The organism is Nonomuraea sp. NPDC003709 (assembly GCF_040610775.1).
Taxonomy (GTDB): Bacteria; Actinomycetota; Actinomycetes; order Streptosporangiales; family Streptosporangiaceae; genus Nonomuraea; species Nonomuraea angiospora_A.
Genome location: NZ_JBEXMW010000014.1, coordinates 228,040 through 254,790, shown reverse-complemented (window position 1 = coordinate 254,790; position 26,751 = coordinate 228,040). Strand labels below are relative to the sequence as shown.

The following is a 26,751-nucleotide window of genomic DNA, read 5'->3' as shown; positions in this document are numbered from 1 at the left end:
TCGCCATGCTAGGGCGACCGGCCGCTCTCCCCCGGCCCGCCACTCCGCCGCGATGAGAGCCTGAGGAGAGCACGGTGAGGGCACGGTTAAGGGTGGTCAGGCGCGGTCGCGGGCGGCGGCGACGGCGGCCTGGCCGAGGCTGACGCCGCCGTCGCCGGGCGGCACGCGCACGTGCTTGAGCACCCGGAACCCGGCCGCGCGCAGCCGGGCCACGGTGGCCTCCAGCAGCAGCGCGTTCTGGAACATCCCGCCCGACAGCGCCACCGCGGTCAGCCCGGTGGCGTGGCGGAGGGTGTCGCAGGCACGGGTGACGGCGTCGGCGAGGCCGTTGTGGAAGCGTCCGGCGATCGCGCGGGTGCAGGCTCCCGCGGCCAGGTCCGCGGCGGCGGCCCGGACGAGGTCGGCGCCCTCCACGACGAGCAGGTCGCCGTGGGTGATCCCGGCCTCGTACGTGCCGCGCTCGGCGGGGTCGGCGTGCTGTTCGAGCTCGACGACGGCCTGCCCCGCGTACGTGATCTTGTCGCGGACGCCGAGCAGCGCCGCGACGGCGTCGAAGAGGCGGGCCGCGCTGGAGGTCAGCGGGGAGCCGGGGGCGAGCCGGAGGGCGTCGGCCCAGGGGTTGCGGCGGGCCACGTCGAGGCCGGGGTGGTCGTCGCCGAGGTAGGCGGCGGTCATGCGCCAGGGCTGCCGCACGGCGGCGCTCCCGCCCGGCATGGGGACCTGGGCGAGGTGGCCGAGGCGTTCGAAGGAGGTCAGGTCGGCGCGCAGGAACTCGCCGCCCCACAGGGTGCCGTCGGGGCCGTGGCCGAGCCCGTCGAGGGCGACGCCGAGCACGGGCCCGGGGTCGCCGTTGTCGGCCAGGCAGGAGGCGATGTGGGCGTGGTGGTGCTGGACGCCGAGGAGTTCGACGCCGCGGATCTCCATGGCGTGCCGGGTGGACAGGTAGCCGGGGTGCAGGTCGTGCGCCACGACCTCGGGCCGGATGCCGAACAGGCCGCAGAAGTGGTCGATGCTCTCGACGAACGACCGGAGCGTCTCGTGGTTCTCCAGGGTGCCGATGTGCTGGGAGACGAACGCGCGCCGTCCTTCGGCCAGGCAGAAGGTGCTCTTCAGCTCGGCGCCGCAGGCGAGCACGGGCCGGGGCGCGGGCCAGCGCATCGCGAGCGGTTCGGGCGCGTACCCGCGGGCCCGGCGCAGCACGGTCACCTCGCCCGCCATGGGGCGCACGACCGAGTCGTCGGCGCGTACGTGGATGGGGCGGTCGTGGATGAGGAAGGCGTCGGCGATGCCGCTCAGGCGGGTCAGCGCGTCGTCGTCCTCGTAGGCGATGGGCTCGCCGGAGACGTTGCCGCCGGTGAGGACCATGGGTTCGGCGAGCTCGGCGAGCAGGAGGTGGTGCAGGGCCGTGTAGGGCAGGATGAGGCCGAGGCTGCGGGTGGCGGGCGCCACGGAGGCGGCGACGGGGGCGCCGGGCAGGCGGGGCAGCAGCACGATGGGCCGGGCGCGGCCGGTGAGCAGCTCGGCGGCATGCTCGTCGATCTCGCACAGCCGCCGCGCCTGCGCCAGGTCGGCCGTCATGACGGCGAACGGCTGCTCCTCCCGGTGCTTGCGGCCGCGCAGCGCCGCGGCGGCCCGCTCGTCGGCGGCGGGCACGGCGAGGTGGAAGCCGCCGAGGCCCTTGACGGCGACGACGCGCCCGGCGCGCAGCAGGGTGACGGCGCCGGCGATGGGGTCGCCGCACAGCTCGGTGCCGCGGGCGTCGCGCAGCCGCAGCCGGGGCCCGCAGGCGGGGCAGCAGGTGGGCTGGGCGTGGTGGCGGCGGTTGCCGGGGTCGTGGTACTCGGCCGCGCACGCCTGGCACATGCCGAAGCCGGCCATGGTGGTCAGGGGCCGGTCGTACGGGACGCCGCGCACGATCGTGAAGCGGGGGCCGCAGTTGGCGCAGTTGATGAACGGGTAGCCGTGGCGGCGGTCGGCGGGGTCGGCCAGCTCGCGCAGGCAGTCGTCGCAGGTGGCGCCGTCGGCGCGGACGAGGGGCCGCAGCGGGCCCGACGGGAGGCCGGCGGCGATGGTGAAGCCGTTGTGGCCGGTGGGGCGGGCGCTGACGACGGTGACGCGTTCGATCTCGGACAGGGCGGGCGCGTCGCGTTCGAGCGCGGTCAGGAACTCCTCGACGCCGGCCAGGGCGCCTTCGACCTCGATGTGCACTCCGTCGACGTCGTTGTGCACCCGCCCGGCCAGACCCAGCCGGCGGGCGAGCGAGTGCACGAAGGGGCGGAAGCCGACGCCCTGGACGACGCCTTCGACGTGCACGTCTACTCGTTTGAGCGTGGTCATCAGCCCAGTGTGCGCCTGATCGGGGCGGCGTGCATGCGTATCGGCCGTGTCGCGTCCGGCGTCCTCGCCGGGGTCGCCGCGGCGGGGCGCGGACATGCGAACGGGAGGGCCGCGGCGGCCCTCCCGTTCGGGGGTTCTACAGGTACTGGCCGGTGTTGGCGACGGTGTCGATGGACCGGCCGGCTTCGGTGCCCTGCTTGCCGGAGACGAGCGTGCGGATGTAGACGATCCGCTCACCCTTCTTGCCGGAGATGCGGGCCCAGTCGTCGGGGTTGGTGGTGTTGGGCAGGTCCTCGTTCTCGGAGAACTCGTCCACGCAGGCCGTGAGCAGGTGCTGCACCCGCAGGCCCTTCTGGCCGGTTTCGAGGAACTGCTTGATGGCCATCTTCTTGCCACGGTCGACGATGTTCTGGATCATCGCGCCGGAGTTGAAGTCCTTGAAGTAGAGGACTTCCTTGTCGCCGTTGGCGTAGGTCACCTCGAGGAAGCGGTTTTCCTCGCTCTCGGTGTACATGCGCTCGACGACGCTCTGGATCATGCCCTGGATGGTGCCCTCGCGGGAGTCGGCGTGCTCCGTGAGGTCGTCCGGGTGCAGTGGCAGGTCGGCGATGAGGTACTTGGAGAAGATGTCCTTGGCCGCCTCGGCGTCCGGCCGCTCGATCTTGATCTTGACGTCCAGGCGGCCGGGCCGCAGGATCGCCGGGTCGATCATGTCCTCGCGGTTGGAGGCGCCGATGACGATGACGTTCTCCAGACCCTCGACGCCGTCGATCTCCGACAGCAGCTGAGGGACGATGGTGTTCTCCACGTCGGAGGACACGCCGGAGCCTCGGGTGCGGAAGATCGAGTCCATCTCGTCGAAGAACACGATCACCGGGGTGCCCTCGGAGGCCTTCTCACGGGCCCGCTGGAAGACCAGGCGGATGTGCCGCTCGGTCTCGCCGACGTACTTGTTGAGCAGCTCGGGGCCCTTGATGTTGAGGAAGAAGCTCTTGCCGGACTGGCCGGTCTTCTCCGCGACCTGCTTGGCCAGGGAGTTGGCGACCGCCTTGGCGATGAGCGTCTTGCCGCATCCGGGCGGGCCGTACAGCAGCACGCCCTTGGGGGGCCGGAGCTTGTGCTCGCGGAACAGGTCGGCGTGCAGGTAGGGCAGCTCGATTGCGTCCCTGATCTGCTCGATCTGCCTGCCGAGGCCGCCGATCTCCTCGTAGGAGATGTCGGGGACCTCCTCGAGGACGAGCTCTTCGACTTCGGACTTGGGAATGCGCTCGTAGACGTAGCCGGAGCGCGGCTCGAGCAGGAGCGAGTCGCCGGCCCTGATGGGCTGGCCGACCAACGACTCGGCCAGTCGCACGACCCGCTCTTCGTCGGCGTGCGAGATGACCAGGGCCCGCTTGCCCTCGTCGAGCAGTTCTTTCAGCATGACGATCTCGCCGACCTCTTCGTAGCCGAGAGCTTCGACCACGTTGAGCGCTTCGTTGAGCATGACCTCCTGGCCACGCCGCAGCGAGTCGATGTCGACGGCAGGGCTGACGTTCACCCGGAGCTTGCGGCCGCCGGTGAACACCTCGATGGTGCCGTCTTCTCTGGCCTCGAGGAAGGTGCCGAAACCGGATGGCGGCTGCGCCAGCCGGTCGACCTCCTCCTTGAGGGCGACGATTTGGTCCCGGGCCTCCTTCAGTGTGGCGACCAGGCGTTCGTTCTGGCCGGTCACGGCCGCGAGATTCGCCTGCGCCTCATGAAGACGCTCTTCGAGGACCCTGGCCTGACGGGGTGACTCGGCCAGCTTCCGCCTCAGCGCGGTGATCTCCTCCTGGAGGAAGGAGACCTGTGTTGAAAGATCAGCGACCTCCCGTTCGCGCTGCGCGGCTCGAGCCTCAGCATCATCGCGAGCTGCCACGCCCGTCACCTCCTTCCCAGTCGAGGGCGACTACTTAGGACCTTACCTATCTCGGGCCCCTCCGTAACCTGGCCGGGCAGTGTTCGTAGAGTGACATTCAGTATTCGGTGAATAATCCTCAATAGTGCGTTTAATACTCCCAGCACCTGCACACGGGAATCTGTTCCCGTGTCACGCACCAACGCACCCTCGTGGCCAAATTGTCATAGTTCTTCGGTGGTCCCCTTCGGTCGACGGCGTCTCGGCGGGGGCGTCACTCCGTCCGCCATGCGGCGGGCGGTGACCAGGAATCCCGTGTGACCGATCATCCGATGATCCGGTCTTACCGCGAGCCCTTCGACGTGCCAGTCGCGAACCAGGGTCTCCCACGCATGCGGCTCCGTGAAACACCCGTGATCGCGAATCATCTCGACCGTCTTGGACAACTGCGTGGTCGTGGCGACATAACAGCAGATCACGCCACCCGGGGTGAGCGCCTTGGCGGCGGCGTCGACGCACTCCCACGGGGCGAGCATGTCGAGGATCACCCGGTCGACGTCGCTCTCGTCGATGGAGGCGACCAGGTCGCCGACGACCAGGCGCCAGTTGTCGTCCATGGGGCCGCCGAAGAACTTCTCCACGTTCTTGCTCGCCACGTCGGCGAACTCCTGGCGCCGCTCGTACGAGGTGACGTGCCCGTCGGGGCCGACGGCCCGCAGCAGGAAGCACGTCAGCGCGCCGGAGCCGACGCCGGCCTCGATCACCCGCGCGCCCGGGAAGATGTCGGCCATGCCGACGATCATCGAGGCGTCCTTGGGGTAGATGACGGCCGCGCCGCGCGGCATGGCCAGCGTGTAGTCCTGCAGCAGGTGGCGGAAGGCGAGGTACTGGGTGCCCCCCGAGGAGCGCACGACGGAGCCTTCAGGCTGCCCGATCAGGTCGCTGTGCGGGATGGCGCCCTTGTGGGTGTGGAAGACGCCGTCCTCCTTGAGCGTGATCGTGTGGCGTTTGTTCTTGGGGTCGGTGAGCTGCACCTGATCCCCCGCCTGGAAAGGCCCATGCCTGCGGAAACCCATGGCCGCAAGGTTATAGGGCTTTCGAGTGCGTCCGGACGCACGGTATCTATGGGGGATGCTTCCGCGCGACGTGATCTCCACCGGTCCCCTGATTCTCCGGCCTCCCGCGGAGGAGGACGTCGAGGCGATCGTGAAGGTGTGCAACGACCCGGTGACCGCCCGGTTCCTGCCGGCGTTGCCGTCGCCGTACCGGGTGCAGGACGCGCACGCCTTCCTGGAGAAGGCGGCGGCGAAGTGGGCGGACGGCGGCGCGGAGTTCGTGATCGCGCAGGACGGCGGCTACGTGGGCTCCATCGGGATCGTGCCGCCCGATCAGTGGGGCGTGGCCTCGATCGGCTACGTGGTCGCGCCGTGGGCTCGGGGCAGGAACGTCGCGGCGACGGCGGCCAGGGCGGTCACCGACTGGCTGTTCGACCACGGGGTGCGCAGGGTCGAGCTGCAGGCCGCGGTGGAGAACGTGGCGAGCCTGCGGGTGGCCGTCAAGGCGGGCTTCCTCGAGGAGGGGCGCCGGCGGGACGCCAAGCGGCTGCGCGACGGCCGCTACGTCGACATGGTCACCTTCGCCCGGCTGGCGGAGGACGCGGTGACGGCGGAGCCGTACCTGCCGTTCTTCGCGGACGGGGAGCTGTGCGACGGCGTGGTGCGGCTGGTGCCGATGGCCGTGGAGGACGCCGGCGACTTCCACCGGATGCTGGCCGACCCGACCGTGGCGGCCTATCACTTCGGGCCGATGGGCACGCTGGAGGAGCACGAGCGGCGCTGCCGCTACACCGGCTACTGGTGGGTGTCGGGGCAGCGGATCGAGCTGGCCGTCAGGGACGCGGCGTCGGGGGCGTTCGCCGGGCACATCCAGCTGGCGCACGTCGTTCCTTCGCTGGGGCAGGCCATGGTGGGCTACTCGCTGGTGCCCGGGTTCCGGGGCAAGGGGTTCATGACGCGGGCGGTCCGGCTGCTGGTGGACTGGGCGTTCGCGAACACGGCGCTGCACCGGATCGTGGCCGGCACCGACCCGGGCAACGCGGCCTCGCACGCGGTGCTGGAGCGGGCCGGGTTCAGCCGGGAGGGCGTGCACCGGGGGCTGTTCGTCAACGCGGACGGGACGCGGGCGGACGACCTGGCGTGGTCGGTGCTGCGTCCCACGTGACGCGTGCGGACCGGGAGGGGGCAGAAATCCCGATTTCCTGTTGAGGGCTAGTCAGGAGCCGCGTCGGGGGTGATAGTCAGGGCACCCGCACTTCAGTTTCGCGCGAGCGGGCCGCGCGATCTCTCCTCCCCCCGAGGGACCACCGCGATGTCATACAACCATGCCGATGCCGCCATGCGTGAACTCATCGCCTCGTTCTCCTGCCTGGAGGCCGTCGACCTGCTCGACCGGCTGGCGCGTACCGCCGCCGCCGTCACGGGCACGGCCTACGCGGGATTCGTGCGCGTGGACGCCCTGCGTTTGGAGGCCGACGCGATCCACACGCACGCCCCTCCCGGCGATCCCCAGCGCGTGCGCCGGTGGCTGGCCGAGTCGGGAGTGCTGAAGGAGCTGGCGACCGTGCCGGCGACGGTCCGGCTGGCGCGCGACGCGGCGGTGGGCGAGCCGGGCTTCCTGGCCACTCCCCTGCCGCTGGCGACGCGGGACCACACGTTCGTGTGGGTCGCCGGGCGGGGGTTCGGCGACGGGGACGAGCACCTGCTGAGCCGCTTCTCGACCGCCGCCGGGCGGGCGCTGGAGGCGGCGAGCGGGCTGGAGGCCGCGGTACGGCTGTTGCGCGGGGTACGGGCGTTCTGCCCGGCCCAGCCGCCGAACCTCCCCGTTGGAGGCGACCGGATCCCGGGGTAAGGGACGACCGGTTGCCTGCCTGGATCGGGCGGAGAATGGCCGCTTCCCGCCCGCCCCATTTGTCCGAAGATTTTGCGGATATTTGACTATTTATCAATAAATCATGGAGCTTTGGCTCTCCGTGAGAATGCTCGCGGACGGCGCCGTAGCCCTCGCCCGTCTCAGGCGACGCCGCGCTCTCCCGGGGCGGCCGTATGTCGCGGTGCACCGGTACGAGCCGGGGCAGCTCGCCGCCCCTGAGTTCCTGGCGTCCTGAGCGGCGTACGAGAACGCCCGCGGCCCCGGGACGGGGGCGCGGGCGTTCCGGCGGCCGGGTTATCCCCGGTGAGCCTCGAAGCGGAGCGTGCGGGAGACGCCGACCCGGACCGTCGTCCCGGGGGCGATGGTGACCGGCTCGTTCGGCGGGATGTCGTAGAAGTTGGGGTCACCGGGCGGCTGGATCTGGGTGCCGTTGACCGAGCCCAGGTCGACCAGGTTGACGTCCCACCCGTCGAGCGCCACCCGCAGGTGGCGGCGCGACACCGAGCCGTCCGGGCTGGTCACCTTGGCGGGCCTGGCGGTGCCGCCGGCCACCTCGGGCGCCCGCTCGGGGTCGCGGCCCAGCAGGTAGTCGGTCTCCAGCGGCAGCGCGGTGCCGTCGTCGAGGATGAGCACCCCGAGCGACGGGCGCGGCCCCTTGTAGGGGACGAGCGTGCGCTGCACCAGCGCGATGCCGCAGACCGCGCAGTAGGGCGAGCGCGGGTCGTTGAAGTGGTCGTTCTTGCAGTCGACGCCGTAGACCAGGGGGCGGTCGCCGTGGTCCTGCTGCTGCTGATCCTGCGGCGGCTGGCCCGGATGGTCGAAGTGGTCGGGCGGGCCGAGCAGGGGCGGCGCGGGCTGGTCGAAGTGGTCGGACGGGCCCAGGTGCTGCGGCATGGGCTGGTCGGCCACGCCGTTGCCGGGGGGCGGCTCGTCGTAGGAGGGGAACTGCTGCGGCTCCGGCAGGGGCGGCGGCTGATCCTGCGGCGGCGCGAAGAAGGGGGCCGGCTGATCCTGCGGCGTGTGGTAGGGCGGCGGGTCCTGGGGCGGGACGTACGGGGGCTGGTCCTGGGGAGAGAGGTACGACGGCTGCTCCACCGGCGCGGGCTGCGGGCCCGACGGCGGCCCCGGCACGACCGGCGGCTGGTCGGCCAGCGGGTACGGCGGCCGCTCCACCGGCGCGGGCGGCTGCTGGACCAGGTCGGCTTCGAGATGGAAGGCCGTGGCGGGCATCTCGCTGGTGAGCGGCCTGGACGGGGCGGGCGCCGAGGAGCGCTCGGTGAGGTCGCCCACGAGGCCTCCGCCGTGCACCACGCCGCCGTCGAAGCGGACCGCGGGGTGCGGGGTGCCGGCGCCGGGCAGGCTCAGCTCGACCCGCTCGACGGGCCCGGTGACGAGCCGGTCGGCCCACGTCAGCGAGTCGCTGCCGGCCAGCCGCGTCTCACCGCCCGGGGTGCCGATGACGGCCGCGGCCGAGCCGCTGACCAGGACGGCCACGCCTTCTCCGACCCGGCCCGCGACGGCGCAGGTGGCCGGGTCGCCGGCCATGTTGGCCGCGAGCACCTGAGCGGCGCGGCGGGCCAGCGCCCTGCCGTCGCCGCCGGACGCGGCCGTCTCGCGCAGCGCGTCGAGCAGGTCGTCGGCCGCGGCCTCGCCGGCGTCGCACACCAGCAGCAGCCCGCCCGCGTAGGCGACAAGCCCGTTACCGGGAAGCGGACGCACCACTCCGAAGCCTTGGTCGGTCATGCGTCCTCCCTCATGACGACGGCGCTGCGCTGCTCATCGGTGCCCTCGCTGCGCTCGGTCACTCGTGTCTCCTCCCCGGAAGCCGGCGAAATTACGGCACCCGCACTGCCGTGCTGGCCACCAGCCATACGCATACCCAGACGAAGGGGCCGTGCCGCGGCCACGTCGTCTCGATTCGGTGAACCGATGGACTGCGGCAAACCCCTCAACTGTGCAAGTCTGGCCAAACAGAACACTATCGGCCAGTCGTCACATCGCAGTAACCGGCCGGAGTCGGCTCCGGCCGCCCGAAACTGCTGGACACGACCCTATCCATGGCCCGCCGCTTAAACGAGTGGGACAAATCAGACGCCCGTGAAAACCCGGTTCACGTCGGCCGTGGCGAGCACCCCGTAGATCTCGCCGCCCCGTTCCACCAGGAGGTACTCGCTGCCCGGGGCCTCGCGCATGGCGTCGATGAGCGGCTCCCCGGTCAGGTCGGCCGCGAGCACCATGGTGGGCTCCAGGGACTTGGCGACCGAGCCGGCGCTCACCCAGGGGCGGCGGTGTTCGGGGGTGGCCTGGACGGCGGCCTCGTTCACGATGGCCAGGGGCTCGCCGTCGTGGCCGATCACGACGAGGGCGCCCGCGTTGCGCTCGGCGGCCTGCCGCAGCGCCTCCGACAGCGGCGTCTCGGCGGTCACCGGGATCGCCCTGCGCGCCAGCGCGCGGGCGTTGACCTGCGGGATCCTGGCGCGGATCTTGGCCACGCGCAGCGACTGGCTCGCGCCGAGCCAGATGAACGACGCCAGCACGAACGGCCACAGCAGGTCCAGCGGGTCGGTCACCTGGCCGCTCTGCAGGGCCGTGGCGATCGAGAACACGACGAGCAGCACGGCCAGCACGCGGCCGCCCCAGGCGGCGACGATGGTGCCGGAGCTGGGGTTCTTGGTCAGCTTCCAGACTCCGGCGCGCAGCATCCGGCCGCCGTCCAGGGGCAGGCCGGGCAGCAGGTTGAACACGCCGACGATGAGGTTGGCGACCCACAGCCACCAGACGAGCACCTCGACGATGCCGCCGCCGTTGATCACGTAGACGTCGGCGGCCAGGCCGAGCCCGGCCAGGCCCAGCGACAGCGCCGGCCCCGCCGCGGCGACCAGGAACTCCTTGGCCGGCGTGGGCGGCTCCTTCTCGATCTCCGACACGCCGCCGAGCAGGTAGAGGGTGATCCTGCGCACCGGTAGGCCGTAGAACTTGGCCAGCACGCTGTGGGCCAGCTCGTGCAGCAGCACCGACACGTACAGCAGCACCGCGAACACGAACGCGACCGCGTAGGCGGCCGCGCTGTCGAGCTCGGGCAGCATGTTGGTCACCCGGCGCCCGAACACCCAGGTGATGACCGCCGCCACGATGAACCATGTCCACGAGACGTATACCGGAATGCCGAACGGCTTCCCCATCCGAAGACCGGAGAACTCCTGCCGCGGGCTCTGCTCGCTCACCGCACTCCTTGAAACGTCCATTACGTGCTGTTGCTGCCTTGATGCTACGCGCCGGATCGGGTGATCATCGTGGCGCGAGGGCTATTCTGTCGGGGTCTTGACCTAGAGTGCGGTGCATGACGTTGACCGAACCGGAGATCATCGGAGCTCTCTCCCCGTCCCGGGCGGGCGATTTCATGACCTGTCCGCTGCTCTACCGCTTCCGGGTGATCGACCAGCTCCCCGAGAAGCCTTCGCAGGCGGCGGTGCGCGGCACGGTGGTGCACGCGGTCCTGGAGCGCCTCTACGACCTCCCGGCGCCGCGGCGCTCGGTCCAGGCGGCGCTGGAGCTCCTGGAGCCGCAGTGGCAGCGACTGCTGGACGAGGACGCGCAGTACGCGCAGATGTTCGCCGACGAGGCCGAGCAGGCCGAGTGGCTGGTCCAGGCGCGCGGCATGCTGGAGCGCTACTTCACGCTGGAGGACCCGACGCGGCTGGAGCCCGCCGAGCGCGAGCTCTACGTGGAGGCGGTCCTCGACGGGGGGCTCATGCTGCGCGGCTACGTCGACCGGCTCGACGTGGCGCCGACCGGCGAGGTCCGGGTGGTCGACTACAAGACGGGCAGCGCGCCGGGCCCCGACTTCGAGGCCAAGGCGCTGTTCCAGATGAAGTTCTACGCCCTGGTGCTGTGGCGGCTGCGCGGCCAGGTGCCTCGGCTGCTGCAGCTGGTCTATCTGGGCGGGCAGGGCGAGGTGCTGCGCTACGCCCCGGACGAGGCCGACCTGCTGGCCACCGAGCGCAAGGTGATGGCGCTGTGGACGGCGATCGAGCGGTCGCTGGAGTCCGGCGAGTGGCGGGCCCGCCGCAGCCGCCTGTGCGACTGGTGCGACCACCAGGCCCTGTGCCCGGAGTTCGGCGGCACACCCCCACCGATCCCGGCCCGCCAACCGGGCGACACCACCCGCACCCACCGCCGCGCCGCCACCGACGAACTCTGACCCACCCCAAGCGCATCCGCCGCGCCGGGGCGGCGCGGGCTTGGGGGCGGGTGGGTGGTAATCCTCCCGAGGGAGGAGGTTACGGGTTTTCACCTGGGCCTACAGTGAAGCGGTGCGCACAGACCGGACCACGTTCCACGACTCCGTGCTCGCCGGGGTGGTGGCCGCGGTGTCGGTGGCGATGTTCGTGCTCTACGGTCCCGACCGCCTGGAGGCGCAGGGCCTGGCGGTCGACGGCATGCGCGCCCCCGACCCGCTGGGCGGAGTCCTGGTGGTGCTGGCGTGCGTGCCCGTGGCGGCGCGCAGGCGGTGGCCGCTGGCGGCGATGTGCGCCGAGCTGGTGCCCGAGACGCTGCTGACCGTGCTCGGCTACGGGACCGGGATCTCGGGGCTGGCCGGGCTGGTGCTGCTGTACTCGGTGGCCTCCTACCGCGGGCTGGCGATGGCGCTGGCGGGGCTGCTGATCTCGCTGGTGACGTACGTGCTGGGCGCCCTGGCGGGCCCGGTCAGGGCGACGAGCTGGAGCGAGCACGTCGTGGTGGCCGTGGTGCTGGTGGCGGTGTGGGGCGCGGGGCGGAGCCTGCGGCTGCGCCGGGCGTACCTGGACGAGCTCAAGGACCGGGCGGAGCGGCTGGAGCGGGCGCGCGCGGCCGACACAAGGGCGGCCCGCGCCGAAGAGCGCTCGCGGATCGCCCGCGAGCTGCACGACGTGGTGGCCCACCACGTCAGCGTGATGACCGTGCAGGCGGCCGCGGCGCGCCGGGTGCTGGCCTCCGATCCCGACCTGGCGCGCGAGGCGCTGTCGGCGATCGAGCACACCGGCCGGATGGCGATGACGGAGATGCGCAGCATCGTCGGCGTCCTGCGTACCGACGCCCGCGCCGAGCTGGGCCCGCAGCCCGGCGTGCACGATCTGCCCGCGCTGGTGGAGCAGATGCGCGAGGCGGGGCTGGCGACCCGGCTGATCGTGGAGGGGGAGCCGCGGCCGCTGCCCGCCGGGGTCGACCTGGCCGCCTACCGGCTGGCCCAGGAGGGGCTGACGAACAGCCTGCGGCACGCCGGAGCGGGCGCGAAGGCCGTGGTGACCGTCCGCCACGACCCCCGTGAGCTGGACGTACGGGTGGAGGACGACGGGCTGGGCGCGGCCGGGGTGTCCGCGCCGCCAGGGCACGGTTTGGTGGGCATTCGCGAACGGGTCGCACTCTATGGTGGAATCCTCAACATCGGTCCGCTACCGGGGGGCGGTTTCGAAGTGCGGGCGAGGTTCCCGTTGAAGGACGGCCAATGACGATCAGAGTGCTGCTGGTGGACGACCAGCCGCTGCTGCGTACGGGATTCCGCCTGATTCTGGAGGCCGAGTCCGACATCACGGTGGTGGGGCAGGCGGGCGACGGCAAGGACGCCATGGAGCAGACGCGGGCGCTGCTGCCCGACGTGGTGCTGATGGACATCCGCATGCCGGGCGTCGACGGCATCGAGGCGACCCGCAGGATCGTGCGGGAGGCGGCGCCGACGGCGCACGTGCCGAAGGTGCTGGTGCTGACGACGTTCGACCTGGACGAGTACATCGTGGAGGCGCTGCGCTCGGGCGCGTCCGGGTTCCTGCTGAAGGACGTGCCGCCCGACGAGCTGGTGCAGGCGATCCGGGTGGTGGCGGCGGGCGACGCGATCGTGGCGCCGAGCGTGACGCGGCGGCTGCTCGACAGGTTCGCCAAGCGGCTGCCGTCGGCGTACGAGCAGCCCGCTCCGGCGCGGCTGGACCGGCTGACGGAGCGGGAGCTGGAGGTGCTGCGGCTGATCGCCAAGGGCATGTCCAACGCGGAGATCGCGGCCAAGCTCGTCGTGAGCGAGACGACGGTCAAGACCCACGTCGGCAACGTGCTGACCAAGCTGGGGCTGCGCGACCGCGTGCAGGCCGTGGTGCTGGCCTACGAGACCGGGCTGATCACGCCGGGCACGTACTCCTGAGACCGGGGGCGCACCCCCGGTCAGGTCACCGTCAGGACGCGGCGGCGGGGGCGGCCTCGGCGGAGGCGGGGGCGTTCTCCGGGAAGTGGCAGGCGACGCGGTGGCCGCTGGCCAGCTCCTCCAGGGGCGGCTCGACCGTCTTGCAGATCTCCTGCGCCTTCCAGCAGCGGGTGTGGAAGCGGCAGGCGGGCGGCGGGTTGAGCGGGCTGGGCACGTCGCCGGCCAGCCGGATGCGCTCGCGCTCCTTGCGCGCCTTGGGGTCGGGGACGGGCACGGCCGACATCAGGGCGTTGGTGTACGGGTGCATCGGCGCGCTGTAGAGCTGCTTGCGGTCGCCGATCTCCACGATCTTGCCCAGGTACATGACGGCCACCCGGTCGCTGATGTGCCGCACCACCGACAGGTCGTGGGCGATCACGACGTAGGTGAGGTCCAGCTCGTTCTGCAGGTCTTCGAGCAGGTTGACGACCTGGGCCTGGATGGAGACGTCGAGTGCGGAGACCGGCTCGTCGGCGATGATCAGCTTGGGCTTGAGCGCGAGGGTGCGGGCGATGCCGATGCGCTGCCGCTGGCCGCCGGAGAACTCGTGCGGGTAGCGGTTGTAGTGCTCGGGGTTGAGCCCGACCAGGGCGAGGATGTCCTGGACGGCCCGCTTGACGCCGTGCTCGGTCTTGACGCCCTGGATGCGGAACGGCGCGCCGACGATGGTGCCGACCGTGTGGCGGGGGTTGAGCGACGAGTACGGGTCCTGGAAGATCATCTGCATGTCGCGGCGGAGCGGCCTCAGCTTGCCCTGCCCCATGTGCGTGATGTCCTCGCCCTCGAAGATCACCTTGCCGGCGGTGGGTTCGAGGAGCCGGGTGACCAGCCGGCCGGTGGTGGACTTGCCGCAGCCGGACTCCCCCACCAGGCCGAGCGTCTCGCCCTTGAACACGTCGAAGCTGATCCCGTCGACCGCCTTGACGGCGCCGACCTGCCGCTTGAGCAGGCCCTTCGTCACGGGGAAGTGCTTCTCCAGGCCCTGTACGGAAAGGAGCGGCTCGTTCTTGGGCTCGGTCACTGGGTCTCCAGCAGTGGCTTGATCTCGTTCTCCCACAGCTCCCGCCGCTCCGTCCGGTCCATGTGGCAGCGCACCAGGTGGCCGCCCTGGGTCTGGAGCAGCTCCGGAACCTCGGACTTGGCCTTGTCTCCGGTCCGCTCGACGTACGGGCAGCGGGGGTTGAAGGCGCAGCCCGGCGGCACGTTGATCAGCGACGGCGGGGAGCCCTTGATCGGCAGCAGCCGTTCGGTGGGCTCCCGGTCGAGCCGGGGCATCGATCCCAGTAGACCCCATGTGTAGGGGTGCTCGGGACGGTAGAAGATGTCGTCGGCGCTGCCGTACTCGATGCACTTGCCCGCGTACATGACCAGGATGTCGTCGGACAGCTCGGCCACCACGCCCAGGTCGTGGGTGATGATGATCAGCGCGGAGTTGAACTCGCGCTGCAGGTCGACCATGAGGTCGAGGATCTGGGCCTGCACGGTCACGTCGAGCGCGGTGGTGGGCTCGTCGGCGATGAGCAGCTCGGGGTCGCACGACAGCGCCATGGCGATCATGGCGCGCTGGCGCATGCCGCCGGAGAACTCGTGCGGGTAGGAGTCGACGCGGCGCTGCGGCTCGGGGATGCCGACCCGGCCGAGCATGTCGATGGCGTGCTTCTTCGCCACGGCCTTGGTGACCTTGTGGTGGATGCGGTACGCCTCGACGATCTGGTCGCCGACCGTGTAGAAGGGGTGCATCGACGACAGCGGATCCTGGAAGATCATCGCCATCTTCTTGCCGCGCAGCCCGCGCACGTGCTCCTGGGAGGCGCCGACGAGCTCCTCGCCGTCGAGCCAGATCTCCCCGGAGACGTTGGCGCCCTTGCCCTTGTGCAGGCCGAGGATGCCGAGGCTGGTGACCGACTTGCCGGAGCCGGACTCGCCGACGATGCCGAGCGTCTTGCCGCGTTCGAGGTCGAACGTCAGCCCGTCGACGGACCTGACCAGGCCGTCGTCGGTCGGGAAGTGGATCTTGAGGTCCTTGACCTGGAGAAATGCGCTCACGACAGCCTCACCCTCGGGTCCACGACCGCGTAGAGCAGGTCGACGATCAGGTTGGCGACGATGATGAAGGCCGCCGCCACCAGGGTGACGCCCATCACCTGGGGCAGGTCGTTGCGTTCGATGGCGTCCCTGGCGTACTTGCCGATGCCGGGCAGCGAGAACGTGCTCTCGGTCAGCACCGCGCCGCCGAGCAGCAGGCCCAGGTCCAGGCCGAACATGGTCAGCACCGGGGTGAGCGTGGCTCTCAGCCCGTGTTTGAGCACCACGGCCCGCTCGGGCAGGCCCTTGGCTCTGGCCGTGCGTATGTAGTCCTCGGACATGGTCTCCAGCATGCCCGCCCTGGTGAGCCGGGCATAACCGGCGGCGTACAGGAAGGCGAGCGTGATCCAGGGCAGCATCAGGTTGTTGGCCCAGGTGAGCGGGTCCTCGCTGAACGGCACCCAGTCGGCGACGTCGCCGACGAGGCCGAGCTGGTCGCGGAAGATGGCCAGCGACACGATGCCGGTGAAGAAGATCGGCAGCGACACGCCGGCCAGGGCGACGCCCATGGAGATGCGGTCGAAGAAGCTGCCGCGCCGCAGCGCGGACACCACGCCGGTGGCCACGCCGAAGAACACCCACACCAGGGCCGCGCCGAGCGCCAGCGACAGCGTGATCGGTATGCGGTCGAGCAGGTCGGGCAGGACCGGGTTCTGCGTGACGTACGAGTAACCGAGGCAGGGCGCCGGGCACAGCTCGACGCCGGGACCGTAGTTGCGCTCCACACCGACGAAGATGCCCTTCACGAACCGCCCGTACTGGACCAGGAGCGGATCGTAGAACCCCAGCCGGATCGCCGTGTCGTGGATGACCTGCTCGTTGGCGGCCTTGCCGACATAACGAGAGGCGAGGTCGTCAGCGGACATCCCAGCGAGCCGAGGCACGAGGAAGAAGATGGCGAACGTCGTGATGCTCACCACGAAGAGCAGCATGACGGCCGCTATCAACCGTCTGAGAATGTATGTGAACACTGATCTCGGCCATGGCGGCCGGGCCTCGTGAGCCCGGCCGCCGGAGCCTTCACCTGCTTTCGACGGACGTGTCCGGCGGGGTCGCCTGACCGGTTACTGGGTGCCCAGCGTGAGGTACTCGTACATGCCCCAGTTCTGGCTGACGAAGACGTTCTTCAGCGTCGGCGGCCGGTAGAACAGGCCGTGCGCCCAGACGTAGGGCAGGATGAACGCCGAGTCCATGACCTGCTTGTCGACCTGCGCCCAGATGGCGTTGCGCTTGGCGGCGTCGGTCTCCCCGGCGGCCTGGTCGATGAGCTCGTCGATCTTCGGGTCCTTGACGCCGAGGTTGGTGTTACCGGCGTCGCGGATCACGCGGCTGTCGACGATCTGCTGGAAGAAGCCGAAGCCCTCGGGGTAGTCGGCGCCCCAGCCGTAGACCATGAGGCCGAGGTTGTTCTTCTTGGCGAAGTCGGGCTTGCCGGCGTACAGCTTGAAGTAGTCGCCCTGCGGGTAGCCCTTGATCTCCAGCTTGATGCCGACGCGGCCGAGCGACTGCTGCAGCGACTCGGCAGTCAGCTTCTCGGCGGCGCGCTCGTTACGGTAGGAGATGGTGGTGCTGAAGCCGTTGGGCTGGCCGCAGGCCGTCAGCTCCTCCTTGGCCTTGGTGAGGTCGCCGGTCGGGTTGGCCTCGACGCCGTACGGGTCGATCTTCTGGTAGCCGGTCATCTTCGACGGCATGAGGCTGAGCGCGACGTCGCCGCCGGCGTCGGGGCCGCCGTAGGCGCCCTGGATCGCGGAGCGGTCGGCGGCGTACATCACGGCCTTGCGGCAGTGGATGTTGTCGAACGGCTTGACGTCACCGTTGATGTTGGTGAACCAGGTCCGGTCGATCGCGGCCGAGTCGGCGTACTGCTTGACCTTCGGGTCGGTCAGGACCGTCTTGCGGGCGTTGGCCGCCACGCCGGTGCTGTTGATCTTGACGTCGATCTTGCCGGACAGCAGGCGCTGGTCGAGGTCGTCCTCGTTCTGGCCGAGCAGCACCTCGACGGAGTCGTTGAGCTGCTTGCGGTTGGGGTCGGTCGCCGGGTCCCAGTTCGGGTTCTTCACGAGCTCGATGCGCTTGGTGAGCTCGTGCGACTTGAACATGTAGGGGCCGGTCGAGACCGGGTGCTCCTTGTACTTCGAGCCGGTGTCCTTGGCCGCGGGCACCGGGGCCGTCTGCGGGAGCATGGCGAAGTAGTCGAAGCCGCCGTAGGCCTTCTTCAGGTGGAAGACGACGGTGTAGTCATCAGGCGTCTCGACGGCCTTGAAGTCGTCGAGCTTGTCCTTCATCTTGTACGGGCCGGTGTAGCCCTGCAGGTCGAGCCAGTCGTTGAAGTAGGTCGGGCCGCTGGGCAGGATGTCCTTGTCCAGGGAGCGGGCCACGGCGTACTTGACGTCCTTGGCGGTGACGGGGCTGCCGTCCTCGAACTTGATGCCCTTGCGCAGCTTGTACGTCCACGTCTTGCCGCCGTCGCTGGGCTTGCCCAGGTCCTCGGCCAGGTCGCCGACGAGCTGCAGGCCCTCCTCGCCCGGCACCGGCTTGAACATGGTCAGCGCGCGCGTGTAGAAGCGGGAGAAGTTCCACGCGTAGCCGTAGTACTGGTCGCCGGGGTCGACGGAGTCGAAGTCGCCCGGCATGCCCATGTGCAGGGTGCCGCCGGTCTTCTCCGACGGGTTGACGACCTGCGTGACACCCGCGTTGTACTGGCTCGCGGGCTTCTCGTCACTGCCGGTGCCGCTGGTGCTCTTGGCACCGCCACCGCCGCCACACGCCGAGACGACCACGGCGAGAGCGGCGGTCATCGCCACTGCCGACGCCTTTGATCTTGTCTTCATCGACCTGACACACCCCTTGTATCTAGGAGTTGAGAACTTGCTGAAAACTCACGAGGGCTATCGGGCCTTGGGGTCGAAGGCGTCCCTGAGGCCGTCACCGAGCAGGTTGAACGCCAGCACGGTGATGAAGATCGCGAGACCGGGGAAGATCATGAAGTTGGGCGCCACCTGGTAGTTGTGGACGGCGTCCGACAACATGCCTCCCCACGTGGGAGTCGGCGGCCGCACACCCACGCCGAGGAACGACAGCGCGGCCTCGAACAGGATGTTCGAGGGGATCAACAGCGTCGAGTAGACGAGGATCGGCGCCAGGAGGTTGGGCAGGATCTCCTTGAACAGGATGGTGTGGTTGCGCGCGCCCAGGCTCCTGGAGGCGTCGACGAACTCCCGTTCGCGGAGGGACAGCGTCTGACCTCGGATGATGCGTCCGATATAGGGCCAGTTGAAGAACCCGATGATGAACACCAGCAGGCTGATCCGCAGCGTGTCACCCGACAGGCCGAACGCCTTGTCCGGGATGACGCCGGCCAGCGCCAGCGCGAACACCAGCAGCGGGAAGGCCAGGAAGATGTCCATGAGGCGGCTGATGATGGTGTCGACCCAGCCGCCGAAGAAGCCGGCGATCATCCCGAGGACGGTGCCGAGCACCACGCACAGCAGGGTCGCGAAGAACGCGATCAGCAGCGAGATGCGGGCCCCGTACAGGACGCGGCTGAACAGGTCGCGGCCCGAGTCGGGCTCCACGCCGAACAGGAAGTCGCTGCTGATGCCGCCGAAGGCGCCCAGCGGCGCGCCGATGGAGGGGTCGAGCTTCTCCCGGTGCCACTCACCCGGCGGGTGCCCGAACCACGACACCAGCAGCGGGGCGAAGACGGCGACCAGGATGAGCAGCAGGATGACGATGCCACCGGTCATCGCGATGCGGTCGCGCTTGAGGCGCATCCACGCGATCTGCCCCAGGGAACGTCCCCTGATGACCGAGGTCTCCGCTCCCTCAAGAACGGTCTCCGGCCCTGCTTCGATGGCCGATTCCGGAACATCGAGCGGTGCGGTCATGCCAGTAGCCCCCTGGATTCCAGACGACATCGTCCGTGTCGGCGCGGTCCCGGTCAGGGTAGTGCGCCCATGCGAGCGAGGTCCGCCGTGTCGCGGCCCCAGGAGGCAGAATCTATGGCCTGAGCTGGTGTGACTAGTCCCTCTGAGCTCTATGTGGCTCAACTGTGATTGACCAGAAACTCATTCGTATCGATCTTGAGGAGAATGTCTACGAGCCGTCCCGGTTACGTCTCGGAACTGTGACACAGCCGATTTCGTCCTTGTATTCAGCTGATGCCACGCTTTTTGAGCAGCGCCTCGATATCGGAGAAGTCGTCCTCTGCCTTGGCAGTTTGCTTGGGAGCGACGGCGGGCTGCTGAGGTTTGGGCACGGTTTTGTTCGCTGAGGGCTTAACCTCGGGGGCCTCTCCGGGGGTCTTCTTCCTGAAGCGCGCCAGTTTCCGGCCGCGCATGACGCCCGACGCGACGAACAGCACCGCCGACAGCCCCGCGACGGCGACGCCCGCCCACACCAAGGGGTTGAACACCAGCTGCGTCACGAAACCCACGACGGTGGCGCCGATGGTCCACAACGCCTGCAGCGCGCCCGTCAGATAGGCCGCCACCGGCAGCAGCGCCCACGCCGCCATCCGCATGCCCGAGGCCGCCCCCCTGCGCCTGAAGGCCAGGAAGCTGAACACCAGGCCCACCGCGCTCAGTCCGGCGCACAGCGGCAGCCAGGCGATCGAATTGAACATCACGCCGCCCCTCATATCGACTACGTCTCCATCCTGGCACGCGAAACGCCACCCGCCGCTCCTCCGCAAGAACCACTTGCCCCCTAGGGGTCCGGCTCCCCATCCCTGGGCGCGGCGGTCGCGCTCGTGTCGGCGGGCGGGTGGCGGGGGCTGCGGCCGGCGACGTGCCGACGGGACGGCAAGCCCGATCGATCCGGCAGCGGCGGCACTCGTGTGGGCCGCCGCGGCGTTGAAGGCGCGAACGGCGGCGGGTGCGTGGCAAGCCTGGCGCGGGCGCGCGGGTGCGCGGCAACAGCACGTCGCCCAGCGGCGTCGACCGTACGGGAGCGGCGCGGTGCACGAGTTCGCCCTGCGGCGCGCGTTCCAGGGAGGCGAGCGAATGCGACACCAACGACTGGCTCATGCCGAGCAACGGCGGCCGCCGCCCCGAGTCCACGGGCAGTCAGCGCCCCGCCCCGGACGGCGGCACCCTCGGCGAGGACGTCCAGCACGGTGCCGAGCAGGGGGCACAGGGCGAACCAGCGGAGCCACCCAGCAAGCACGCGTGGAAGGGGTTACGCGGCCAGCATGCGGCCCGACGCACGGAGGCGGGGACGCAGGGAGGCGGGGACGCAGGGAGGCGGGGGCGGATGGGGTGGGGGCGGATGGGGCGGGGGCGGATGGGGCGGGGGCGGATGGGAGATCAGGTTGAGATGAGGGGTCAGGTTGAGATGAGGGGTCAGGTTGAGATGAGGGCGCGGAGGTCGGCGACGGTGACCTGCTCCAGGGACGGCACCACCAGCCGGCCGGGAGCGGGGTCGATGGCCAGCAGGCTCGGGACGGCCACCACCGCGCAGCCCGCCGCCGTCGCGGCCGCCACGCCGTTGGGAGAATCCTCCAGCACCACGCACCGCACCGGCTCCACCCCGAGCAGCCGCGCAGCCGTCAGGTACGGCTCAGGGTCAGGTTTGGTACGCGTGACGTCGTCCGCCGTGACCACGACGTCGAACCGGTCACGCCCCACGCTCTTGAGGACCGCCTCAGCGATCTCCTTCAGCGACGAGGTGACCAGCCCCACGGGCACCCCCTCGTCCCGCAGCGCCCCCAGCAGTTCCAAGGCGCCCGGCATGACGTGCACGCCCGCCGTCAGCCGCCGCACCATCCCGCCGGTCATCCACTCCCGCACCATCTCGGCGGGCACGTCGGCCCCCGAGACGGCCAACATGTAGTCGACCGTTCGCTCCATGGATCCGCCCACGAGGTGGACCTGGTGCTCCGGCGTCCACTGAGCGCCGAGCCTGGCCATCACGTCGGTCTCGATCTCCAGCCAGACCCGCTCGCTGTCGACGAGCAGCCCGTCCATGTCGAAGAAGACCGCTTCCATGCATGCCCCCGATCGGTAGTGTTTTGCCCGCTATTGTCCCTGCCCCGCCCGGCGCGCGGAGAGGCCGCCCCCGTCACCGCCCCCCGTCACCGGCACCAGCACCAGCACCAGCACCAGTGACTCGTGGGGCACTGCCGTCTGGGGAGCGGGCGCCGGTCATCCGTCCGCAGGGTGAACGGCGTACCGACGCGATGCCGAGTGCCCCCTCCCCGCCACCAATGAGCACCGGTGGAGTGCCGGAGCGGGAAGCCCCCCGTCCGGCGACCAGTGAGCGGCCGTCCGCCCGAGCTGGGAAGCCGCCCCCACCCGCCGACCAGTGAGCGGTCGTCCTCCCCCCGGGCCGGGGAGCCCCGCCATCCGCCCGCCGCCCGGTGAAGGACCGAACGCCCGGTGAAGGACCGAACGGCCGACCAAGTACCGGCCAGCCGGCCAAGGACCGAACGGGCGGTGAAGGACGGGGTGGGGTCAGACGTTGAAGTATTTGGCCTCGGGGTGGTGGGCGACCAGGGCCGAGGTGGCCTGCTCCGGGTGGAGCTGGAACTCCTCCGACAGCGACACCCCGATGCGCTCGGGGTCGAGCAGCTCGAACAGCTGCTTCTGGTCCTCCAGGTTGGGGCAGGCCGGGTAGCCGAAGGAGTAGCGGCAGCCCTGGATGTTGACCTTGAGCATGTCGTCGAGGGACTCCTCGCCGCCGATCGACCACTCCGAGCGCACCCTGGCGTGCCAGTATTCGGCCAGCGCCTCGGTGAGCTGCACCGACAGGCCGTGGAGCTCGAGGTAGTCGCGGTAGGCGTCCTTGGCGAACAGCTCGGCCGTGGCCTCGGCGATCTTGGCGCCCATGGTGGCGACCTGGAAGCCGACCACGTCGACCTCGCCGGAGTCCTTGGCGCGGAAGAAGTCGGACAGGCACAGGTGGCGGTCGCGGCGCTGGCGCGGGAACGTGAAGCGGGTGCGCTCCTTGCCGTCGTCGTCGAGGATGATCAGCGAGTCGCCGTCGGAGACGCACGGGAAGTGGCCGTAGACGACGGCCGCCTCCAGCAGCCCCTCGGTCTGGATGCGGTCGAGCCACATGCGCAGCCGCGGTCGCCCCTCGAGCTCGACCAGCTCGTCGTAGTCGGGCCCCGAGCCGCCCCTGGTGGGCTTGAGCCCCCACTGGCCGAGGAACAGGGCGCGCTCGTCGAGGAAGGCGGCGTACTCGGTCAGGGAGATGCCCTTGACCACGCGGTCGCCGTAGAAGGGGACCGCGGGGACGGGGTTGTCGGCGGCCACGTCGGAGCGGGCGGGCAGCTCCTCGACGGGCGTGCGCTGCAGCACCGCGCCGGTCTTGACGCGCCGCTCGCGCAGCGGCGGCAGCGTCGCGCCCGCGACGCCGCGCTTGACCGCCATGAACGAGTCCATCAGCCGCAGCCCCTCGAACGCGTCGCGCGCGTAGCGCACCTCGCCCTCGAACAGCTCGGCCAGGTCCTGCTCGACGTAGGCGCGGGTCAGGGCGGCGCCGCCGAGCAGGACGGGGTATCTCTCGGACAGGCCCCTGGAGTTCATCTCCTCCAGGTTTTCCTTCATGATGACCGTCGACTTCACCAGCAGCCCCGACATGCCGATGACGTCGGCCTTCTGCTCGTCGGCGGCCTCGAGGATGGCCGAGACCGGCTGCTTGATGCCGAGGTTGACGACCTGGTAGCCGTTGTTGGACAGGATGATGTCGACGAGGTTCTTGCCGATGTCGTGCACGTCGCCCTTGACGGTGGCCAGCACGATGCGGCCCTTCGACTCGCCCTCGAGCCGGTCCATGTGGGGCTCGAGGTAGGCGACGGCGGCCTTCATGACCTCGGCCGACTGCAGCACGAACGGCAGCTGCATCTGCCCGGAGCCGAACAGCTCGCCCACCGTCTTCATGCCGTCGAGCAGCACGTCGTTGATGATCTCGAGGGCGGGGCGCTGCTCCAGCGCGGTGTCGAGGTCGGTCTCCAGGCCCTTGCGCTCGCCGTCGATGATGCGCCGCTTGAGCCGCTCCCACAGCGGCAGCGCGGCCAGCTCCTCGGCCTTGCCGGCGCGCAGGGCGGCCGCGTCGACGCCTTCGAACAGGTCCATGAACCGCTGCAGCGGGTCGTAGCCCTCGCGGCGGCGGTCGTAGACCATGTCGAGCGCGACCTGGCGCTGCTCGTCGGGGATGCGGGCCATCGGCAGGATCTTGGAGGCGTGCACGATGGCGGAGTCGAGCCCGGCGTTGACGCACTCGTTGAGGAAGACCGAGTTGAGCACCATGCGGGCGGCCGGGTTGAGGCCGAAGCTGATGTTGGACAGGCCCAGCGTGGTCTGCACGCCCGGGTAGCGGCGCTTGAGCTCGCGGATGGCCTCGATGGTCTCGAGGCCGTCGCGCCTGGTCTCCTCCTGGCCGGTGGCGATGGGGAAGGTCAGGCAGTCGACGATGATGTCCTCGACCCGCATGCCCCAGTTGGTGGTCAGGTCCTCGACGAGGCGGCTGGCCACGCGGACCTTCCATTCGGCGGTGCGGGCCTGGCCCTCCTCGTCGATGGTGAGCGCGACGACGGCCGAGCCGTGCTCGCGTACGAGGCGCATGATCTTCTGGAAGCGGGAGTCGGGGCCGTCGCCGTCCTCGTAGTTGACGGAGTTGACCGCGGCGCGCCCGCCGAGCATCTCGAGACCCGCCTGCAGCACCGCGGGCTCGGTCGAGTCGAGCATGATCGGCAACGTGGACGCGGTGGCGAACCGGAACGCCAGCTCCTTCATGTCGGCCACGCCGTCGCGGCCGACGTAGTCGACGCACAGGTCGAGCATGTGGGCGCCGTCGCGGGCCTGGTCGCGGGCCGTCTCGACGCAGTCGTCCCAGGCGCCCGCCAGCATGGCCTCGCGGAAGGCCTTGGAGCCGTTGGTGTTGCAGCGCTCGCCGATGGCGAGGTAGGAGGTGTCCTGGCGGAACGGGACCGTCTGGTAGAGCGAGGACGCGCCCGGCTCGGGGTGCGGCCGGCGCGGCGCGACCTGCTTGCCGCGGACGCGCTCGACGACCTGGCGCAGGTGCTCGGGCGTGGTGCCGCAGCAGCCGCCGACCAGCGACAGGCCGTAGTCGCGGGTGAAGGTGCCGTGCGCGTCGGCCAGCTCCTGCGCGCTCAGCGGGTAGTACGCGCCATCGGACGTCAGCACCGGCAGGCCGGCGTTGGGCATGCAGGAGAGCTTGAGCCGCGAGTGGCGGGCGAGGTAGCGCAGGTGCTCGCTCATCTCGGCGGGGCCGGTCGCGCAGTTGAGGCCCACGACGTCGACGCCGAGCGGCTCGATCGCGGTCAGCGCGGCGCCGATCTCGGAGCCGAGCAGCATCGCGCCGTTGGTCTCGATGGTGACCTGCGCGATGATCGGGATGTCGCGGCCGGAGTCTTCGGCCGCCCGCTTGGCGCCGATGACGGCGGCCTTGACCTGGAGCAGGTCCTGGCAGGTCTCGATGATCAGCGCGTCGGCGCCGCCCGCGATCAGGCCCGCGGCGTTGTCGCGGTAGGCGTCGCGCAGGAGGGCGTACGGCAGGTGGCCGAGGGTCGGGAGCTTGGTGCCGGGGCCCATGGAGCCCAGCACGAAGCGCGGCTGGTCGGGCGTGGACCAGTGGTCGGCGGCCTCGCGGGCGATCCTGGCCCCCGCCTCGGAGTATTCGAAGACGCGGTCGGAGATGTCGTATTCGCCGAGGGCGGCGAGGTTGGCGCCGAAGGTGTTGGTCTCGACGCAGTCGACGCCGACGGCGAAGTAGGCGTCGTGGACGCCGCGCACGATGTCGGGCCTGGTGACGTTGAGCACCTCGTTGCAGCCCTCGTGACCGTGGAAGTCGTCGAGCGTCGGGTCCTGGGCCTGGAGCATCGTGCCCATCGCCCCGTCGGCCACGATGACGCGCTGGGACAACACTTCTCGGAAGGACGGGGAGATGCTCATGGGGTAGAGCTTATCGGGTGCGCCTGGAGCCCTACTCGCAAGCGGCCCGTACGCCTGTTCGCTTTGGGCGCGAAATCGGGGCCTCCAGGGGCGTGAGCGTTCCGGTCCGCGGGACCCGGGCGGCCCTGGGGTGGGTACCGGGCGCTATCGTACCGACTGTCAATTGAACGCCGCGTCCAATTGGGGGTCTCCGTGACCTACCGCACCGTACTCGTCGGCACCGACGGCTCGGCCTCCTCCTTCCGCGCCGTCTCCGCGGCGGGGTCCCTGGCCGCGGCGACCGGCGCCACCCTGGTCCTGGCCTGCGCGTACCTGCCGATGCGGGAGAGCGAGCGCGCCGCGGCCGCCGACCGGCTGGGCGACCTCGCGTACAAGGTGGGCGGCTCCACCCCGGCCGACGACGCCCTGCGGGCGGCGCGCGGGCACGCCGTGGCGGCCGGCGCCTCCGACGTGGTCCTGGCCGCCGAGCAGGGGGATGCCGTGGACGTGCTCGTCTCGCTGGCCGCCCGGCACCGCGCCGACCTGCTGGTTGTGGGTAATCGCGGGCTCAACAGCCTGGCGGGGCGGCTGCTCGGCTCCGTGCCGTCCGCGGTCTCCCACCGCGCCGCCTGCGACGTCCTGATCGTCCGCACGACCGACGGCCGCTGATCCTTCGCCGCTTGTCTTACGCGCACGCGCGCGCGAGGGGCCGGCGGGCGTCCCCTGGCCTGGGACGCGGGTGGCGTAGGTCGCGGGGAGATCACGTATGCACCGCAGCGGGTAGATACGTGGCCACAGGGGGCATATCAGGCGCATAGAACGGCACATTGCACACAAGGCACACCAGCCGCAGGGGACGCAAGCCCCGCAGCGGACGCGTCCGGCGCAGCGCCTGCACAGGGCGCAGGAGGCACGGGTGTGCGGGAGGCGGACGGTGCTGGAGCGCAGGAGGCGAAGGGCGGCGACGCAGGGGACGTGGGGCCGGCGAGGCGTGGCGGCGTGGAAGCCAGGAGGGTCGCTGGTGATGGCGAAGCGCCGGAGCGCGAGAGGCGGTCGAGTGCGGGAGCGCCGGTGGGGTGCGGGTACCGCAGGGACTCGGCGGTGCGCGAGGCGGGCAGGTGCGGGAGCGCCGGAGAGGCGCGGCGGTGTGAGCGGGTGCGGCTGTCGGAGAAGGGCGGGAGTGCGAGCCGCGGGCGGGAGCGGGAGTGCGGGAGAGGCGTCGCGGCGGTGCGAGCGGTCGGGGCGGGTGCGGGCGTGCGGGAGAGGGTGCGGATGGAGCGGTGGGAGGGGTGGGGAGCGGGAGAGCGAGTGGGTGTGGGAGGGCTGGAGGGGTTGCGGGCGGTGGAGGCGGGATAAGGGTGCAGGAGGTATGGGTGACGCGGGGCGGCGTAGGGGTTTCGGACGGGTCTGGTGGCGGG

20 protein-coding genes are annotated in these 26,751 nt (G+C 70.6%); 7 read left to right on the top strand and 13 right to left on the bottom strand.

All coding sequences use genetic code 11. The features are described from left to right. Positions 1-96: 96 nt before the first annotated feature. The 3 genes from hypF to ABZX61_RS36990 all read right to left on the bottom strand — a co-directional run bounded on the left by hypF (position 97) and on the right by ABZX61_RS36990 (position 5,292). Positions 97-2,337 (bottom strand): carbamoyltransferase HypF, encoded by a 2,241-nt coding sequence (gene hypF / locus ABZX61_RS37000; protein WP_355200844.1) that lies wholly within the window; start codon positions 2,335-2,337, stop codon positions 97-99. Between the two features lie 136 nt (positions 2,338-2,473). Beyond that, positions 2,474-4,246 (bottom strand): proteasome ATPase, encoded by a 1,773-nt coding sequence (gene arc / locus ABZX61_RS36995; RefSeq protein WP_318786861.1) that lies wholly within the window; start codon positions 4,244-4,246, stop codon positions 2,474-2,476. A 194-nt stretch (positions 4,247-4,440) separates the two neighbouring features. Continuing rightward, on the bottom strand, positions 4,441-5,292 hold the full coding sequence (locus tag ABZX61_RS36990; RefSeq protein WP_350735376.1) for a tRNA (adenine-N1)-methyltransferase: 852 nt from the start codon (positions 5,290-5,292) through the stop codon (positions 4,441-4,443). Between the two features lie 55 nt (positions 5,293-5,347). On the opposite strand from ABZX61_RS36990, the gene ABZX61_RS36985 reads away from it, so the two are divergent. The 3 genes from ABZX61_RS36985 (at position 5,348) to ABZX61_RS36975 (ending at position 7,379) form a co-directional block, all read left to right on the top strand. Then, positions 5,348-6,436 (top strand): GNAT family N-acetyltransferase, encoded by a 1,089-nt coding sequence (locus ABZX61_RS36985; protein ID WP_355200842.1) that lies wholly within the window; start codon positions 5,348-5,350, stop codon positions 6,434-6,436. Positions 6,437-6,583: 147 nt separating this feature from the next. After that, positions 6,584-7,123 (top strand): hypothetical protein, encoded by a 540-nt coding sequence (locus ABZX61_RS36980; protein ID WP_350735370.1) that lies wholly within the window; start codon positions 6,584-6,586, stop codon positions 7,121-7,123. 103 nt (positions 7,124-7,226) lie between these two features. Beyond that, positions 7,227-7,379, top strand: coding sequence for a hypothetical protein (locus tag ABZX61_RS36975; protein WP_355200840.1), 153 nt, complete (start codon positions 7,227-7,229; stop codon positions 7,377-7,379). A 59-nt stretch (positions 7,380-7,438) separates the two neighbouring features. Here ABZX61_RS36975 and ABZX61_RS36970 read toward each other — a convergent pair whose 3' ends face one another. Together ABZX61_RS36970 and ABZX61_RS36965 are read right to left on the bottom strand one after the other, a co-directional pair. Then, positions 7,439-8,887, bottom strand: a complete 1,449-nt coding sequence (locus ABZX61_RS36970) for an FHA domain-containing protein (RefSeq protein ID WP_355200839.1) — start codon at positions 8,885-8,887, stop codon at positions 7,439-7,441. 344 nt (positions 8,888-9,231) lie between these two features. After that, on the bottom strand, positions 9,232-10,368 hold the full coding sequence (locus tag ABZX61_RS36965; RefSeq protein ID WP_350735362.1) for a site-2 protease family protein: 1,137 nt from the start codon (positions 10,366-10,368) through the stop codon (positions 9,232-9,234). A 116-nt stretch (positions 10,369-10,484) separates the two neighbouring features. Here ABZX61_RS36965 and ABZX61_RS36960 point away from each other — a divergent pair, with 116 nt between their 5' ends. From ABZX61_RS36960 to ABZX61_RS36950, 3 genes are all read left to right on the top strand, one after another. Further along, positions 10,485-11,345 carry a RecB family exonuclease gene (locus tag ABZX61_RS36960; protein WP_355200837.1) on the top strand — a complete coding sequence of 287 codons (861 nt, stop codon included), beginning with the start codon at positions 10,485-10,487 and terminating at the stop codon, positions 11,343-11,345. Positions 11,346-11,457: 112 nt separating this feature from the next. After that, a complete protein-coding gene (locus ABZX61_RS36955; protein ID WP_350735358.1) occupies positions 11,458-12,633 on the top strand; it encodes a sensor histidine kinase in 1,176 nt (391 codons plus the stop codon). Continuing rightward, the gene (locus tag ABZX61_RS36950) at positions 12,630-13,313 is read left to right on the top strand and encodes a response regulator transcription factor (RefSeq protein WP_185076857.1); all 684 of its coding nucleotides are present in this window, start codon (positions 12,630-12,632) and stop codon (positions 13,311-13,313) included. The genes ABZX61_RS36955 and ABZX61_RS36950 overlap by 4 nt, the downstream gene beginning before the upstream one ends. Before the next feature lie 31 nt (positions 13,314-13,344). Here ABZX61_RS36950 and ABZX61_RS36945 read toward each other — a convergent pair whose 3' ends face one another. The 8 genes from ABZX61_RS36945 to metH form a co-directional block, all read right to left on the bottom strand. Further along, the gene (locus ABZX61_RS36945; protein WP_350735355.1) at positions 13,345-14,373 is read right to left on the bottom strand and encodes a dipeptide ABC transporter ATP-binding protein; all 1,029 of its coding nucleotides are present in this window, start codon (positions 14,371-14,373) and stop codon (positions 13,345-13,347) included. Further along, complete coding sequence (locus ABZX61_RS36940) at positions 14,370-15,398, bottom strand: ABC transporter ATP-binding protein (protein ID WP_355200835.1); 1,029 nt, start codon at positions 15,396-15,398, stop codon at positions 14,370-14,372. The genes ABZX61_RS36945 and ABZX61_RS36940 overlap by 4 nt, the downstream gene beginning before the upstream one ends. Then, positions 15,395-16,408 carry an ABC transporter permease gene (locus ABZX61_RS36935; RefSeq protein ID WP_350735351.1) on the bottom strand — a complete coding sequence of 338 codons (1,014 nt, stop codon included), beginning with the start codon at positions 16,406-16,408 and terminating at the stop codon, positions 15,395-15,397. Before ABZX61_RS36935 ends, ABZX61_RS36940 begins: the two co-directional genes overlap by 4 nt. A 93-nt stretch (positions 16,409-16,501) precedes the next feature. Then, a complete protein-coding gene (locus tag ABZX61_RS36930; RefSeq protein WP_355200833.1) occupies positions 16,502-18,235 on the bottom strand; it encodes an ABC transporter substrate-binding protein in 1,734 nt (577 codons plus the stop codon). Positions 18,236-18,325: 90 nt separating this feature from the next. Next, positions 18,326-19,324, bottom strand: coding sequence for an ABC transporter permease (locus tag ABZX61_RS36925; protein WP_355200831.1), 999 nt, complete (start codon positions 19,322-19,324; stop codon positions 18,326-18,328). A 266-nt stretch (positions 19,325-19,590) separates the two neighbouring features. Then, a complete protein-coding gene (locus ABZX61_RS36920) occupies positions 19,591-20,061 on the bottom strand; it encodes a cellulose synthase (protein ID WP_355200829.1) in 471 nt (156 codons plus the stop codon). A gap of 718 nt (positions 20,062-20,779) precedes the next feature. Continuing rightward, positions 20,780-21,424, bottom strand: a complete 645-nt coding sequence (locus ABZX61_RS36915) for an HAD family phosphatase (RefSeq protein WP_350735343.1) — start codon at positions 21,422-21,424, stop codon at positions 20,780-20,782. A gap of 465 nt (positions 21,425-21,889) precedes the next feature. Further along, positions 21,890-25,354 (bottom strand): methionine synthase, encoded by a 3,465-nt coding sequence (gene metH, locus ABZX61_RS36910; RefSeq protein ID WP_350735341.1) that lies wholly within the window; start codon positions 25,352-25,354, stop codon positions 21,890-21,892. Between the two features lie 192 nt (positions 25,355-25,546). Between metH and ABZX61_RS36905 the strand changes: the two genes are divergently transcribed. Then, positions 25,547-26,002 (top strand): universal stress protein, encoded by a 456-nt coding sequence (locus ABZX61_RS36905; protein WP_355200827.1) that lies wholly within the window; start codon positions 25,547-25,549, stop codon positions 26,000-26,002. Positions 26,003-26,751: the final 749 nt, after the last annotated feature.